The 14,761-nt window shown below is 49.8% G+C and carries 12 protein-coding genes; 7 read left to right on the forward strand and 5 right to left on the reverse strand.

Going from position 1 to position 14,761, the window contains the following annotated elements:
- Positions 1-38 precede the first annotated feature (38 nt).
- Complete coding sequence (gene nagB, locus ACOZIO_RS18670) at positions 39-839, reverse strand: glucosamine-6-phosphate deaminase (protein WP_129952043.1); 801 nt, start codon at positions 837-839, stop codon at positions 39-41.
- A 446-nt stretch (positions 840-1,285) separates the two neighbouring features.
- Between nagB and nagE the strand changes: the two genes are divergently transcribed.
- The 4 genes from nagE to chiQ all read left to right on the forward strand — a co-directional run bounded on the left by nagE (position 1,286) and on the right by chiQ (position 7,349).
- Positions 1,286-3,238 carry a PTS N-acetyl glucosamine transporter subunit IIABC gene (nagE, locus tag ACOZIO_RS18675; protein ID WP_421595576.1) on the forward strand — a complete coding sequence of 651 codons (1,953 nt, stop codon included), beginning with the start codon at positions 1,286-1,288 and terminating at the stop codon, positions 3,236-3,238.
- A 193-nt stretch (positions 3,239-3,431) separates the two neighbouring features.
- Entirely contained in the window at positions 3,432-5,102 is a 1,671-nt protein-coding gene (gene glnS / locus ACOZIO_RS18680) for a glutamine--tRNA ligase (RefSeq protein WP_421595577.1), read from the forward strand.
- A gap of 485 nt (positions 5,103-5,587) precedes the next feature.
- Positions 5,588-7,000, forward strand: a complete 1,413-nt coding sequence (gene chiP, locus ACOZIO_RS18685) for a chitoporin ChiP (protein WP_235173185.1) — start codon at positions 5,588-5,590, stop codon at positions 6,998-7,000.
- 13 nt (positions 7,001-7,013) lie between these two features.
- Positions 7,014-7,349: a ChiQ/YbfN family lipoprotein gene (gene chiQ, locus ACOZIO_RS18690; RefSeq protein ID WP_165385159.1), complete on the forward strand. Its 336-nt coding sequence runs from the start codon at positions 7,014-7,016 to the stop codon at positions 7,347-7,349.
- A gap of 132 nt (positions 7,350-7,481) precedes the next feature.
- Here the strand turns inward: chiQ and fur are convergent, their stop codons facing one another.
- Together fur and fldA are read right to left on the reverse strand one after the other, a co-directional pair.
- The gene (gene fur, locus ACOZIO_RS18695) at positions 7,482-7,937 is read right to left on the reverse strand and encodes a ferric iron uptake transcriptional regulator (protein ID WP_015698140.1); all 456 of its coding nucleotides are present in this window, start codon (positions 7,935-7,937) and stop codon (positions 7,482-7,484) included.
- A gap of 311 nt (positions 7,938-8,248) precedes the next feature.
- The gene (gene fldA, locus ACOZIO_RS18700; protein WP_013576468.1) at positions 8,249-8,776 is read right to left on the reverse strand and encodes a flavodoxin FldA; all 528 of its coding nucleotides are present in this window, start codon (positions 8,774-8,776) and stop codon (positions 8,249-8,251) included.
- 421 nt (positions 8,777-9,197) lie between these two features.
- Between fldA and ACOZIO_RS18705 the strand changes: the two genes are divergently transcribed.
- A complete protein-coding gene (locus tag ACOZIO_RS18705; protein ID WP_129952038.1) occupies positions 9,198-10,862 on the forward strand; it encodes a methyl-accepting chemotaxis protein in 1,665 nt (554 codons plus the stop codon).
- Between the two features lie 75 nt (positions 10,863-10,937).
- On the opposite strand, the gene ybfE is transcribed toward ACOZIO_RS18705, so the two are convergent.
- Entirely contained in the window at positions 10,938-11,219 is a 282-nt protein-coding gene (gene ybfE / locus ACOZIO_RS18710; protein ID WP_015690259.1) for a LexA regulated protein, read from the reverse strand.
- A 261-nt stretch (positions 11,220-11,480) separates the two neighbouring features.
- Positions 11,481-12,263, reverse strand: coding sequence for an esterase (ybfF, locus tag ACOZIO_RS18715; protein ID WP_129990617.1), 783 nt, complete (start codon positions 12,261-12,263; stop codon positions 11,481-11,483).
- Between the two features lie 241 nt (positions 12,264-12,504).
- Between ybfF and seqA the strand changes: the two genes are divergently transcribed.
- Together seqA and pgm are read left to right on the forward strand one after the other, a co-directional pair.
- A complete protein-coding gene (gene seqA / locus ACOZIO_RS18720; protein WP_129952037.1) occupies positions 12,505-13,059 on the forward strand; it encodes a replication initiation negative regulator SeqA in 555 nt (184 codons plus the stop codon).
- Positions 13,060-13,083: 24 nt separating this feature from the next.
- On the forward strand, positions 13,084-14,727 hold the full coding sequence (gene pgm, locus ACOZIO_RS18725) for a phosphoglucomutase (alpha-D-glucose-1,6-bisphosphate-dependent) (protein ID WP_129990581.1): 1,644 nt from the start codon (positions 13,084-13,086) through the stop codon (positions 14,725-14,727).
- Positions 14,728-14,761: the final 34 nt, after the last annotated feature.

Genomic DNA, 14,761 nt, shown 5'->3' on the forward strand with positions numbered 1-14,761 from the left:
TCTTGCTGCAACTCCAATGCTTTCGGGGACTCAATTAATTAAAGGTTTTTCATATTTTCCGCTTCTAACTCGCGGAAATATTTAACAGTTTTGACTTTCAGTTCCATGGTGGAAGGTTCATCACACACCATAACGGCTTTTGCGTGCAATTGCAGGCAACTGATGGTCCACATGTGGTTGATATTACCTTCAACAGCCGCTTCCAGTGCCTGCGCTTTAGCATGACCAGTGACCAGAATCATCACTTCTTCCGCATCCAGCAGTGTGCCAACACCCACGGTCAGGGCGTATTTTGGCACCTGAGAGACATCATTGTCGAAGAAACGTGAGTTCGCGATACGGGTTTCATGCGTCAGGGTTTTGATACGGGTACGGGAAGCCAGAGAAGAAGCCGGTTCGTTGAATGCGATATGCCCGTCGTTGCCCACGCCACCCATAAACAGGTTAATTTTGCCGTAAGACTTAATTTTCGCTTCGTACTGGCGGCATTCTTCGTTGACGTCGGGTGCGTTACCATTCAGAAGATTGATGTTTTCGCGTGGAATATCAACGTGGTCAAAGAAGTTTTTGTACATAAACGTATGGTAGCTCTCAGGGTGTTCCTGCGGCAGGCCGACATATTCGTCCATGTTGAAAGTCACTACATGCTTAAAGCTAACCTGGCCTGCTTTATGCATAGCGATTAAATGCTTGTAAGCTTCGAGCGGGGTACCCCCGGTTGGTAAGCCTAATACAAAAGGACGGTCTGCAGTGGGTTTAAACGCGTTGATGCGTTCAACGATATGACGTGCAGCCCATTTGCCAACTTCAGTGGGGGTGTTTAACGGAATAAGTCTCATCAGATACCTCGAGTTTCAGAATATTGAATATACTGTTGATATCCTTTGTCCTTGGCGTAGCAGGGGGTATTGACTGCTCTCTGTCTGCAACGTCAATGACTCGGATATAGGTAGTCAAAGCAAAAACTAAGTTCGTCGGTTCAAAGGCGGTTTTGTTAAGCGTAAACCACCGCAACGGTTTATGAGTGGCACAATGCCGTCTGGATTTTTTTAATGATAAAATAAGTTTGGTGTCTTGACCAGTAAAATGGCATGTTATCACCTCTTTTTGGTGACGATTCTCACAAAAAGAGAGGTTTTAATTTGCGATACGAAATAATCTTTTTACACTCGCATTGCTGTTAGTTATAAGTGCAGTTGGTTAAATCGGAACGGTAAATGTAAAGGTAGTAACCATACTAATTAAACTACTTAGGTGATTCGCCTGACGGCGGATAGGGGGAAATGTGAATATTCTTGGATTCTTTCAGCGTTTAGGCAGAGCGCTACAGCTGCCGATAGCCGTACTGCCAGTCGCTGCTTTATTGCTGCGTTTCGGTCAGCCTGATCTTCTTAATATGCCTTTCATCGCGCAAGCCGGTGGCGGGATTTTCGATAACCTCGCATTAATTTTTGCTATTGGTGTGGCATCCAGCTGGTCTAAAGACAATGCCGGGGCAGCAGCATTAGCAGGTGGTATTGGTTACTTCATCCTGACTAAAGCGATGATCACCATCAACCCTGCGGTAAACATGGGCGTGCTGGCCGGTATTATCACCGGTCTGGTGGGCGGTATGGTTTACAACCGCTGGTCTGATATCAAACTGCCTGACTTCCTGAGTTTCTTCGGTGGGAAACGCTTCGTTCCTATCGCAACCGGCTTCTTCTGTCTGATTCTGGCCGCTATCTTCGGTTACGTCTGGCCTCCGGTGCAGGATGCAATCCGTGCGGGTGGGGAGTGGATCGTAGGTGCTGGTGCATTCGGTGCAGGTATCTTTGGTTTCGTAAACCGTTTGCTGATCCCAACCGGTCTGCATCAGGTTCTGAACACCATCGCATGGTTCCAGATTGGTGACTTCACTAACGCTGCGGGTACTGTATTCCACGGTGACATCAACCGCTTCTACGCGGGTGACGGCACTGCAGGGATGTTCATGTCCGGCTTCTTCCCAATCATGATGTTCGGTCTGCCAGGCGCAGCATGTGCCATGTACTTCGCTGCACCGAAAGAGCGTCGTTCGTTGGTTGGCGGTATGCTGGTTTCAGTCGCGGTGACCGCATTCCTGACCGGTGTGACCGAGCCATTAGAATTCCTGTTCATGTTCCTGGCTCCGCTACTGTATTTAGTCCACGCTATCCTTACCGGGGTCAGCCTGTACATTGCGACAGCGTTGGGTATCCACGCCGGCTTCTCCTTCTCCGCAGGTGCCATCGACTATGCGTTGATGTACAACCTGCCAGCAGCCAGCAAAAACGTCTGGATGTTGCTGGTGATGGGCGTCGTGTTCTTCGTCATCTACTTTGTTCTGTTTAGCGTAATTATCCGCATGTTCAACCTGAAAACGCCGGGTCGTGAAGACGACGTTGAGCATATCGGTGAGCCGGAAGCGAACAGCAATACAGAAGAAGGTCTGAACCAGCTGGCGCTGAGTTACATCGGTGCGCTGGGCGGTTCTGACAACTTCAAAGGTATTGACGCCTGTATTACCCGTCTGCGTCTGAATGTAAAAGATGCGGGCACCGTTGATGATGCTGCCTGTAAACGTCTGGGTGCGTCAGGAATTGTTCGTCTGAATAAACAAAGCATTCAGGTTATTGTGGGTGCAAAAGCTGAATCTCTGGCTGATGCAATGAAAAAAGTGATGGCTCGCGGGCCAGTCGCCGCAGGTGTTGCAACGGCTGAGCCGGTTGCTGCTGTCAAAACTGCACCTCAGGCCGTGCCAAACAGCGTGAAAACGGTAGTGGAAACTTTAGTATCTCCGGTAACGGGTGATATCTTCGCGCTGGATCAGGTGCCTGATGAAGCCTTTGCCAGCAAAGCCGTAGGTGATGGTGTCGCTATTCGTCCTACCGATAAAATTGTGGTATCGCCAGCCGCGGGCACCGTCGTGAAAATCTTCAATACCAATCATGCTTTCTGCCTGGAAACCACTTCCGGTGCTGAGATCGTGGTGCATATGGGGATTGATACTGTGGCGCTGAACGGACAGGGCTTTACCCGACTGGTCGAGGAAGGCGCAACAGTCACCGCCGGTCAGCCTGTGCTCGAACTGGATCTGGATTATCTGAACGCCAATGCCCGTTCAATGATAAGCCCGGTCGTCGTCAGTAATATTGATGATTATACCGGTGTGGTCTCACTGGCCAGTGGTTCCGTGGTCGCGGGACAGACCAAGCTGTTCGACATCCAGAGCAAATAATTCGCCAGATGGCGTAACAGGTTGACGGAGTGACAGCGGGAAGAGAGCGATCTCTTCCCGCTTTTTTATTGCCTGAGAACAGACGCAGCAGAGATAACCACGATTTTATGCAACTAACGGTTGTTTCCCGACGTGGCTTGTTGGAACATAAGCGGTTATCCGTAGAGTCAATGTTGCGTAGAGGAATTGCACAATGAGTGAGGCTGAAGCCCGCCCAACAAATTTTATCCGTCAGATTATTGATGAAGATCTGGCGACCGGGAAACATAATACCGTTCGCACCCGTTTCCCGCCTGAGCCTAATGGTTATCTGCATATCGGTCATGCGAAATCTATCTGCCTGAATTTCGGCATTGCACAAGACTATCAGGGGCAGTGCAATCTGCGTTTTGACGATACCAATCCGGCAAAAGAAGATATCGAATTCGTTGAGTCGATCAAACACGACGTTCAGTGGTTAGGTTTCGACTGGAGCGGCGATATTCATTACTCCTCGGACTATTTTGATCAACTGCATGCTTACGCGCTGGAACTGATCAACAAAGGTCTGGCGTATGTGGATGAACTGTCTCCTGAGCAGATCCGTGAATACCGCGGTTCACTGACGTCGCCGGGTAAAAACAGCCCGTATCGCGATCGTAGCGTAGAAGAGAATATTGCGCTGTTTGAAAAAATGCGTAACGGTGAGTTCGCTGAAGGCGCTGCCTGTCTGCGTGCTAAAATCGACATGGCCTCGCCATTCTTTGTCATGCGTGATCCGGTTCTGTACCGTATTAAGTTCGCAGAACACCACCAGACCGGTAAAAAATGGTGCATCTATCCGATGTACGATTTTACCCACTGCATTTCCGATGCGCTGGAAGGGATCACCCATTCGCTGTGTACGCTGGAATTCCAGGATAACCGTCGTCTCTACGACTGGGTTCTGGATAATATTTCTATTCCCTGCCACCCGCGTCAGTACGAATTCTCCCGTCTGAATCTAGAATATTCCATCATGTCCAAGCGTAAGCTGAACCTGTTGGTAACGGAGAAGATTGTTGAAGGCTGGGACGATCCGCGTATGCCGACGGTGTCGGGCCTGCGTCGCCGGGGTTACACCGCTGCTTCAATCCGTGAATTCTGCCGTCGTATCGGTGTGACCAAGCAGGATAACAACGTTGAAATGATGGCGCTGGAATCCTGTATCCGTGACGATCTGAACGAGAATGCACCGCGCGCTATGGCAGTGATCAATCCGGTTAAAGTGATCATTGAAAACTTTACGGGTGATGCTGTGCAGTGGGTGAAGATGCCGAACCATCCGAACAAACCGGAAATGGGCAGCCGCGAAGTACCGTTTACCCGTGAGATTTACATCGATCAGGCCGATTTCCGTGAAGAAGCCAATAAACAGTACAAGCGTCTGGTGTTGGGCAAAGAAGTGCGTCTGCGTAATGCCTATGTGATCAAAGCAGAACGTATCGAGAAAGACGCAGAAGGGAATATCACCACGATTTTCTGCTCTTACGATATCGACACCCTCAGTAAAGATCCTGCCGATGGCCGCAAGGTGAAAGGTGTGATCCACTGGGTTTCGGCTTCAGAAGGTAAACCGGCTGAGTTCCGCTTGTATGACCGTCTGTTCAATGTTGCCAACCCGGGGCAGGCAGAAGATTTCCTGACCACAATCAACCCGGAGTCTCTGGTGATTGCGCACGGTTTTGTTGAACCGTCGCTGGTGTCTGCTCAGGCTGAAATCAGCCTGCAGTTCGAGCGTGAAGGTTATTTCTGCGCTGACAGTCGCTACTCCGGCGCGGAACATCTGGTATTTAACCGTACCGTGGGCCTGCGTGATACATGGGAAAGTAAACCGGTCGCATAAAAGTCATCGCGATAAGGGTTTAAAAACGCAGCTCAGGCTGCGTTTTTTTATGTCCGGGTTTTATTTTGCTACTGCAAAAAATTGGTTTTCGTCGCGAATTAATGTGTTCCCGATGTATGATTTTTAAACGCTCATTTCCAGTGCTTTCCGTGGCTGAAACGTTTTAACCTTTCCTCAGTAAAACTTAGTGACTTGTTTATTCTCTCTTTTTAAATAATCTGTCGGTCTGATCCTGCCTTAAGACATATAGTTACATTTTTTCATTTTTATGTGCACTTTGTCATACTTCGATGATCAATGATTAATTACCCATTGATAATTCGCGTCGCGAAAAATACTCTTAATGTTGATTTAACCGGTTACGTCTCTGACGGCCGATTTTGATACCCGTTTGGGTTTTTGCACGAAATTTTTAGTCAAAATGAGGAATCTCTATGCACAAGCACCTTAACAGGGGCAGGGGATCGGCTTACCTGAAACCTGCCATGTATTCTCTCGCCGGCACTTTACTGAGTGGCGGAATGATGTTTTCACACGAGGCCAGCGCGGCCGGTTTTATCGATGATTCCACACTGACCGGTGGCGTGTATTACTGGCAGCGTGAACGTGACCGCAAAGATTTGAACAAAACCAAAGAAGAAACCCGTCCGGATGGCTCAAAAGTCACCGTCAATAATTCCGACTACAACAAATACGCGACTAACCTTTCACACTCCACTGCTAACCTGAATCTCGATTTTTCCTCTGGTTATGCCTGGGACATGTTTGGTATCGACGTTGCGGCCTTCACCGCCATTGAATTAGCCGAAGCCAGTGACAGCACTCATCCAAACGAAATTGCATTCTCTTCTAAAAACCACGCTTATGACGAGGATTACTCAGGTGATAAAGGCGGGGTCAGTCTCTACAAAGCGGCCGGTAAATTTAAATATGGCGGATTCTGGGGACATGCGGGCTATATTCAGCCCACAGGGCAGACGTTGATCGCACCGCACTGGAGCTTCATGCCGGGGACTTATCGCGGTGCGGAAGCCGGGTATAAACATGATTTCGGTGATGCGGGTGAACTGAGTTTCTCCTATATGTGGGCCGACGAATATAAATCGCCCTGGCATCTGGAAATGGATGATTTCCGCCAGAATGATAAGAAAACCGGCGTTTCTTATATTCACTCCCTCGGTGCGAAATATGACTTTAAAAATGACTTCGTGCTGGAAGGCGCGTTTGGTCAGGCTGAAAGTTATGTCGATCAGTACTTTGGCAAAGCCTCGTACAAAATAGATTTGCTGGGCAATCCGCTGACTACCAGCTATCAGTTCTATGGGGCAGAAGATCGTATCAGTGACAAAAATGATCCAAACAGTTTGTATGATGGTCTGGCCTGGTTGCAGGCGTTAACTTTCGGCTATACCACGGGTCAGTTCAACTGGCGTCTGGAAGGGACGATGGTGAAAGCGGAAGGGAACCAGGGTTACTTCCTGCAACGTATGACGCCGACGTATTCCTCTTCAAACGGCCGTCTTGATGTGTGGTGGGACAACCGTTCGGACTTCAACGCTAACGGTGAAAAAGCAGTATATGCAGGCGTGTTGTATGACCTGGCAAAATGGGATTTACCGGGCTTAGCCGTCGGTGGCTCCTATGTTTATGCATGGGATGCCAGGCCGAGCACTAACGCGGCTTACGACCAGAGTCAGCGCCTGAAAGAAAGCGCCTGGAGTCTGGATGCGCTGTACACCATTCAGGAAGGCCGTGCGAAAGGGACATTGTTCAAACTGCATTACACCCAGTATGACAATCATTCGGATATTCCAAGCTGGGGCGGCGGATACGGCAATATTTTCCAGGATGAAAAAGACGTGAAATTCATCGTTATCGCTCCATTCACTATTTTCTGAGGTCGCTATGTCGATGAATAAATTATTGATGACCGTGGTATCCGCTGTTCTGCTGGCGGGTTGTGCGCCGACAGCCGGTCAGGCTGAAATATCCAAAACGCGTGAGGCTTACAGCGCCTGTATTAATACGGCGGAAGGCAATCCGGATAAACTGGCATCCTGTCAGGCGGTGCTGAATGTACTGAAACAGGAAAAAGCCCACCAAAAATTTGCGGAACAGGAAACGGTTCGCGTGGTGGATTACCAGCAGTGTCTTACGGCACGCAAAACCGGTAATGGTCAGGCGTATGCCGCAGATTGCGGAAAGATATGGCAGGAAATCCGGGCCAATAACGCTCCGAAACCGTAAAACGAATCGCAGAAATCAAACCCCGGCGTGCCGGGGTTTTTTTAGGGTTGCTGAAATCCAGACATAAAAAAACCGCTTTTCAGCGGTTAATGAATTCACAGCCTGTCGGCAACGGGGTTGCCACATGCCATATTAGTGCGCAGGTTTATCGTTGTGCAAAGACTCATCTTCGCGGCAATCACCTGCTTCACAATGACCATAGAGATACAGACTATGGTTGGTCAGTTTGATGCCGTGTTTCTTAGCAATCTCACGCTGACGGCCTTCAATATACTCATCACGAAATTCGATTACACGTCCGCAATCCAGGCAGATGAGGTGATCGTGGTGATGCTGCTGAGTCAGTTCGAATACGGACTTGCCGCCTTCGAAATTATGACGGGTAACGATACCGGCGTCGTCGAACTGGTTCAGAACGCGGTAAACCGTTGCCAGGCCAATTTCTTCACCCATATCAATTAATTGCTTGTAAAGATCTTCCGCACTAACGTGATGACCTTCCGGCGCTTGCAGCACTTCCAGGATTTTGAGGCGCGGAAGCGTGACTTTTAAGCCAGCTTTCTTCAGTGCGGTGTTGTTGTCAGTCATGCGGATTCAGTCCTGTTACTATGTGCTAATCAAGTTGAGGCATGCAGCCTGTGGCATCGGCGGCACAAATTATTCGTTTAGTCTCTTCGTTTACGCAAGTGTGCCAATTGTCGTCAACGATAGCCTGTTAATAAAGATCACAATTTGCCGGTCACATTGGTAATGCAACGACTTGATCGATAGAAAAAACAGAGGAACTCAGTGTACCTTGATACGACCGAAAGTTACAATTTTGTAGCAGTTAAATTGTTAATTTCAGTAATAGTTTGGCCCTTCAATTGTAGAATAAATCCTCAGGGCCAACAGGGTTTTTAGCCAATAATTTCAGAAAGGCTGAGTTCTTCTGTGATCTGTTTCACCCAGGCATCAACACGTTCACTGGTCAGTTCCGGCTGGCGATCTTCGTCAATTGCCAGTCCTATGAAATGCTTATCATCAGCCAGGCCTTTAGAGGCTTCAAAGTGATACCCTTCGGTAGGCCAGTGTCCGACAATCACTGCGCCGCGTGGCTCAATGATATCGCGCACGGTGCCCAGTGCATCGCAAAAATATTCGGCATAGTCTTCCTGGTCACCACAGCCAAACAGTGCAACCAGCTTACCTTCGAAATCTATCTCTTCCAGCGTTGGGAAAAAGTCGTCCCAGTCACACTGCGCTTCACCGTAATACCAGGTTGGAATACCGATAAGCAAAATATCGAATTTTTCCAGATCCTCTTTGCTGCTCTTCGCAATGTCATGCACCTCTGCAACATCTTTACCCAACTGTTTCTGGATCATTTTTGCGATGTTTTCGGTGTTACCTGTATCGGATCCAAAGAAGATACCTACAACGGCCATAAGATTACCTAACCTCTTGTTCTCAATGAAGTGCTCTGCAACGCAGGCAATAATAATGCAGATGATAGCAAACTCGTGCGGCGGAGAATATGCTTCTGCTCGCCTTCTTAGCTGGGGAATAAGTTTATCGGGCAATATTTTTAAGTGTTATCGCCTTTGTGTGCTTTCACGCAGGGTGCGTTAACCTCAGGCTGAATAAGGTCAAACGCAAATTGAAGAAATAAGTCGTCACAATACTAAATTTCGAGAATATTCCGCCGATAGATGATGCGAGAGCAATCTCAACATAATAAAGAAATCGATGCCCGGAGAGGTGTTCAAACATGTCCTGGGGCACTTGCCTGCTGGTTACCTGTCTTGATTCTCCGCATCCCCCTCAATCCTCAGGCCAGAAACAGTCATGTTTCGAGAGAGGCATATCGTGCAGTTTTTAAAAAATATTACCATCAGGGCCGCTTTGTTAACAATTCTTGGCATTTTTTGTGTCATGTGGGCGGGTGTTTCCCTATACACCGTTACCTCCCTTGACACACTGACCCAAAATACCAAAAACAGTACCGAGCTGGTCAATAATATGGCGCTGATCAATAAAGGAAATGATCAGTATTTCCGTACCGTAACTCGCCTTACGCGTGCCGTCGCACAGCTTCAGGCCGATCCGTCAAAAGGTCCGGAAATTTTTGATACCGCCAAACAATCCCTCACCGGGCTGACCCAGGCACTGGCTAATTTTAAAACGGCGCCGCATCCGGGGCTGGAAGATGTTGCCGTGCAGGAACTGATCACCAATTGGGAAAATCTGATTACCCAGGGCGTCACGCCAATGTTCGACGCAGCCTTCAGTAAGAACACGGAGTTATATAACCAGTTAGCCAACACTACCGTACCTGCACTGAGCCGCAGTTTTGGTGTCTCGATGGACAAAGTCGGCGGTCAGATCGCGGTAGATTTTGATGCATCGCAACGGCAGTCTGCCCATCTGACCTCATTCAGCAAAGTGATTCTGCTGACGGCCTTTGGTATCGGGCTGGTGATCTTATTACTGACTGACCGTTATCTGGTCATGGCGCTGGTGAAACCCTTGGATAAAATCCGTGATCACTTCGCGGTGATAGCAAGCGGCGATCTGACACTTTATCTGGATGAGTTCGGTAAAAACTGCGCCGGTAAGCTGATTCCGTTACTGAACCTGATGCAGTCTAGCCTGGTGAATACCGTTCAGACCATCCGCAACTGCACCAATCACATCTATCAGGGCGCGTCAGAAATTTCAGCCGGAAACAACGATTTATCTTCCCGTACGGAAGAGCAGGCATCTGCACTGGAAGAAACCGCTGCCAGCATGGAAGAACTGACTGCGACGGTTAAGCACAATGCTGATAACGCTCATCATGCCAGCCAGCTGGTTATGGAAGCTTCTACCACTGCGCAGAAAGGTGGCAACATCGTGGCGGATGTGGTCAGCACCATGAAAGATATCTCCGGCAGTTCGAAGAAAATTGCTGAAATCACTTCCGTGATTAACAGCATCGCTTTCCAGACCAACATTCTGGCGCTGAATGCCGCAGTAGAAGCAGCACGTGCAGGCGAGCAGGGGCGTGGTTTTGCAGTGGTTGCCAGCGAGGTGCGCAGCCTGGCACAACGCAGTGCGCAGGCTGCAAAAGAAATCGAACAGCTCATCAGCGAATCGGTTTCCCGCGTCGACAGCGGCTCGAAACTTGTTGAAAACGCCGGTCAGACGATGAATGAAGTGGTGCGCTCAATTACGCATGTCACCGACATCATGGCGGAAATTGCGTCTGCGTCTGACGAACAAAGTAAAGGAATCAGCCAGGTAGCGGTAGCGGTCACAGAAATGGACAGCGTTACACAACAGAACGCCGCACTGGTAGAACAGGCGTCACAGGCCGCAGTATCGCTGGAAGAACAGGCTTCGTTGCTCAACAACGCCGTCGCAACGTTCAAGCTGAAAGACAGCGTCACGAATGTGGGTTCACGTCCGGCGAAGTCGATTTCAGCACCCTTGTTGCGTCCTGATACCGGCAGGCTTTCGGCAAAAAGTGCTGAAAACTGGGAAACGTTCTGAGTGGGAAGACGTAAATTAGCGTGGAATAATTAAGAAAAACAAACGGGTAGCCTTATCGGGTTACCCGCTTTTCAATCAACCTTCATGACCGTTAAGATGCGACAGCAGCATCTCTTCAATCAATTCGCTACGACTGATATTGCGTTCTTCTGCCAGCTTATTGAGCATGTCAACAGCATCGGCATTCATTTTCAGCTCCACACGACGCAGGCCGCTCGCTTTATCGCGGCGTAACTGGTTGCGCTTATTGATCCTGAGCTGTTCATCACGGGATAGCGGATTTGTTTTTGGACGCCCCGGACGACGGTCATCTGCGAACAGATCAATCGTCGTGCGATCCAGTTGTTCTTTTGCCATAGGTAGAGGTACAACCAGGGAAGTTTTTACATCGGGAAACGGCAAGCCGTTCCTGACGAGCGTTTCACACATTTCGGGCTAAGAAACCCTGACCCAATTCACCCCCCGCGACTCACTGTGAGTAAAACGGGGCGGCAAAATTATAGCGCGCAATCATACACTGGCGCCCCAGGGGTTCACAACGCCTGATTGCCCTGATTTCATGATAACTTCTTAAGTTGTGCAGACTTTTTGCACAATTTATCCCCAGGATGTTAAACCTCAGGCCACATCGATGAAACGGTGCACAGCGCGCAGTACCGCATCGGGTCTTTCCGCATGCACCCAGTGACCGGCTCCCGCCACCACATGCGCTTTGGCCTGTGGAAACTGGCGGGCAATCGCGTCGCGATATTCATCCTGCACATACGGCGATAAGCTCCCGCGGATAAACAGCGCCGGATGATCCCATGCTGGCACATCTTCCCAGCCGGTAATGGTTTCGTATTCACTGAGCAGCACGGGCACGTTGAAGCACCATTCGCCCTGGCGGAAGGATTTAAGCAAAAACTGGATCACGCCGTCTTCCTTTATATACTGGCGCATACAGTCGCTGGCAGACGTGCGGTCACGGAGTCTTGCGTCGGTCACAGCGTTAATGGCCGCGAAAATCTCATCATGACGACGGACGTGATAATCCACGGGGGCGACATCAATGGCGATCAACTTTTCGATACGATCGGGGATCCGTGCCGTCAGCGCCATCGCGGCTTTGCCGCCCATCGAATGGCCGATAACGATGATTTTTTGGAAACCAACAGCATCCAGCGTTTCTTCTAAATCTTGTGCCATGGCGGCGTAAGACATTTCATCAGAACGTCCGGACTGGCCATGATTACGCAAATCCACCTGTAACACGTTATGCTGTTGTCTCAGGTCACGGGCCAGAATACCCAGATTATCCAGGGTGCCGAACAATCCGTGGATAAGCAAAACCGGCAGTGCAGTGCTGCCAGTCACTTCAGATTCCTGCAGGCGATAATGTAATTTCATAGAGAAGTTCATACAGATAAACAATCTCATTAGGTTATCATGACTTGCGGATAATTTTTTAAAACAGAAAGTGTCTGCCAGATGCCTGAGCGGGATTTGACTACCAGGAACAGAACGGGCCGGAGCCTGCATGCAGCAAAATCGGGAAGTTGTCTGGATTTTACTTTGCAGCGCAATTCCCCTGTTTGTTACTGCGTAGAAATTTGTATAATCCTTTTGAATGAATTAAGTAGAAGAACAGTACTGGATAAAGATGAAAACTATTGAGGTTGACGAAGAACTCTACCGCTACATTGCCAGCCACACGCAGGCAATCGGTGAAAGTGCGTCTGATATTTTACGCCGTATGTTGAAGTTTACTGCCGGTCAGACCGCTCCTGACGCGCCAGCGACGACTTCTGTTATTGCCGGAACTGTTGCGCAGGAAAAACCTGCTGTCGCAGCGGCACCGACGTCGCGTGATAAAGTCCGCGCCGTCCGTGAACTGCTGTTGTCCGACGAATACGCAGAACAGACTAAAGCGGTTAATCGTTTTATGCTGATCCTCTCGACCTTGTATACCCTGAACCCTAAAGAATTTGCGACAGCGACCGACTCTCTGACCGGGCGCACGCGGACTTATTTTGCCGGTGACCAGCAAACCTTGCTGCAAAACGGCATACATACCAAACCTAAACACGTTCCCGGAACGCCGTATTGGGTTATTACGAATACCAACACAGGTCGCAAACGCAGCATGATCGAACACATCATGCAGCTCATGCAGTTCCCGGCGGAACTGACTGATAAAGTATGCGGCACCCTCTAATTTCAGCGTAAGGGAGAAGCGCCAGTGGCTAATCACCCCCGTGCAGGGCAACCTGCTCAGCAAAGCGATTTGATCAATGTGGCGCAGTTAACGTCACAGTATTACGTTCTGCAACCGGATCCGGCAAACACAGCACATGCTGTGAAATTTGGTACGTCCGGCCATCGCGGTAGTGCGTTGCGTCACAGCTTTAATGAAGCGCACATCCTGGCAATTGCTCAGGCGATTGCCGAAGTGCGTAAAGAGCAGGGTACCACCGGCCCGTGCTACGTGGGTAAAGACACCCATGCGTTGTCCGAACCGGCGTTTATCTCTGTGCTGGAAGTGCTGACCGCCAATGGCGTGGATGTCATTGTTCAGGAAGATAACGGGTTCACGCCGACCCCAGCGGTGTCGCACGCCATTCTGACGCATAACCGTCACGGCGGCGCGCTGGCGGATGGCATCGTCATCACGCCTTCGCACAACCCACCGGAAGATGGCGGCATCAAATATAACCCGACCAACGGGGGGCCGGCAGATACTAATCTGACTTCCGTGATTGAGAAACGTGCTAACGCATTGCTGGCCGCAAAACTGGCAGGCGTGAAACGTCAGTCTCTGGATCTGGCGTGGAAAAGTGGCCATCTGCAAGCGAAAGATCTGGTTCAGCCGTTTATCGAAGGGCTGACCGATATCGTTGATATGGCTGCGATTCAGAAAGCGGGTCTGAAACTGGGTGTCGATCCGCTTGGCGGTTCCGGTATCGAATACTGGAAGCGTATCGCGGAACATTACCAACTGGATCTGACGCTGGTTAACGATGAAGTCGATCAGACTTTCCGTTTTATGCATCTCGACCATGACGGCGTGATCCGTATGGACTGCTCGTCTGAATCTGCAATGGCCGGTCTGCTGGCGCTGCGTGATAAATTCGATCTGGCCTTTGCCAATGACCCGGATTATGACCGCCACGGTATTGTGACGCCTGCCGGTCTGATGAACCCGAACCATTATCTGGCGGTGGCGATTCAGTATCTGTTCCAGCATCGTCCGCAATGGGGCAAAGAGGTTGCCGTCGGTAAAACGCTGGTATCGAGTGCGATGATCGACCGCGTGGTAGAAGATTTGGGCCGTAAACTGGTGGAAGTGCCGGTTGGGTTCAAATGGTTTGTTGATGGTCTGTTTGACGGCAGCTTCGGATTTGGTGGCGAAGAAAGTGCCGGGGCTTCTTTCCTGCGTTTCGACGGCACACCCTGGTCGACCGACAAAGATGGGATCATCATGTGCCTGCTGGCCGCAGAAATTACTGCTGTTACCGGCAAGAACCCGCAGGAACATTACAACGAACTGGCTGCGCGCTTTGGTGCACCAAGCTACAACCGTATTCAGGCACCTGCGACGCACGCGCAGAAAGCCGCACTGTCTAAACTCTCTCCTGAACAGGTGAAAGCTGACACACTGGCCGGTGACCCGATCACTGCCCGTCTGACCAACGCACCGGGTAACGGCGCGTCTATCGGTGGTCTGAAAGTGATGACCAAAAATGGCTGGTTCGCGGCGCGTCCGTCCGGTACGGAAGAAGCTTACAAGATCTATTGTGAAAGCTTCCTCGGTGCTGAACATCGTGAGCAAATCGAGAAAGAAGCGGTAGAAATCGTCAGTAAAGTGCTTGCTGACGCGAAATAAGCCGTTTTCTTTATCTCATCAAAGGCGCTGATTA

This window comes from Rahnella sp. PD4, from assembly GCF_049199325.1.
Lineage (GTDB): Bacteria > Pseudomonadota > Gammaproteobacteria > Enterobacterales > Enterobacteriaceae > Rahnella > Rahnella perminowiae.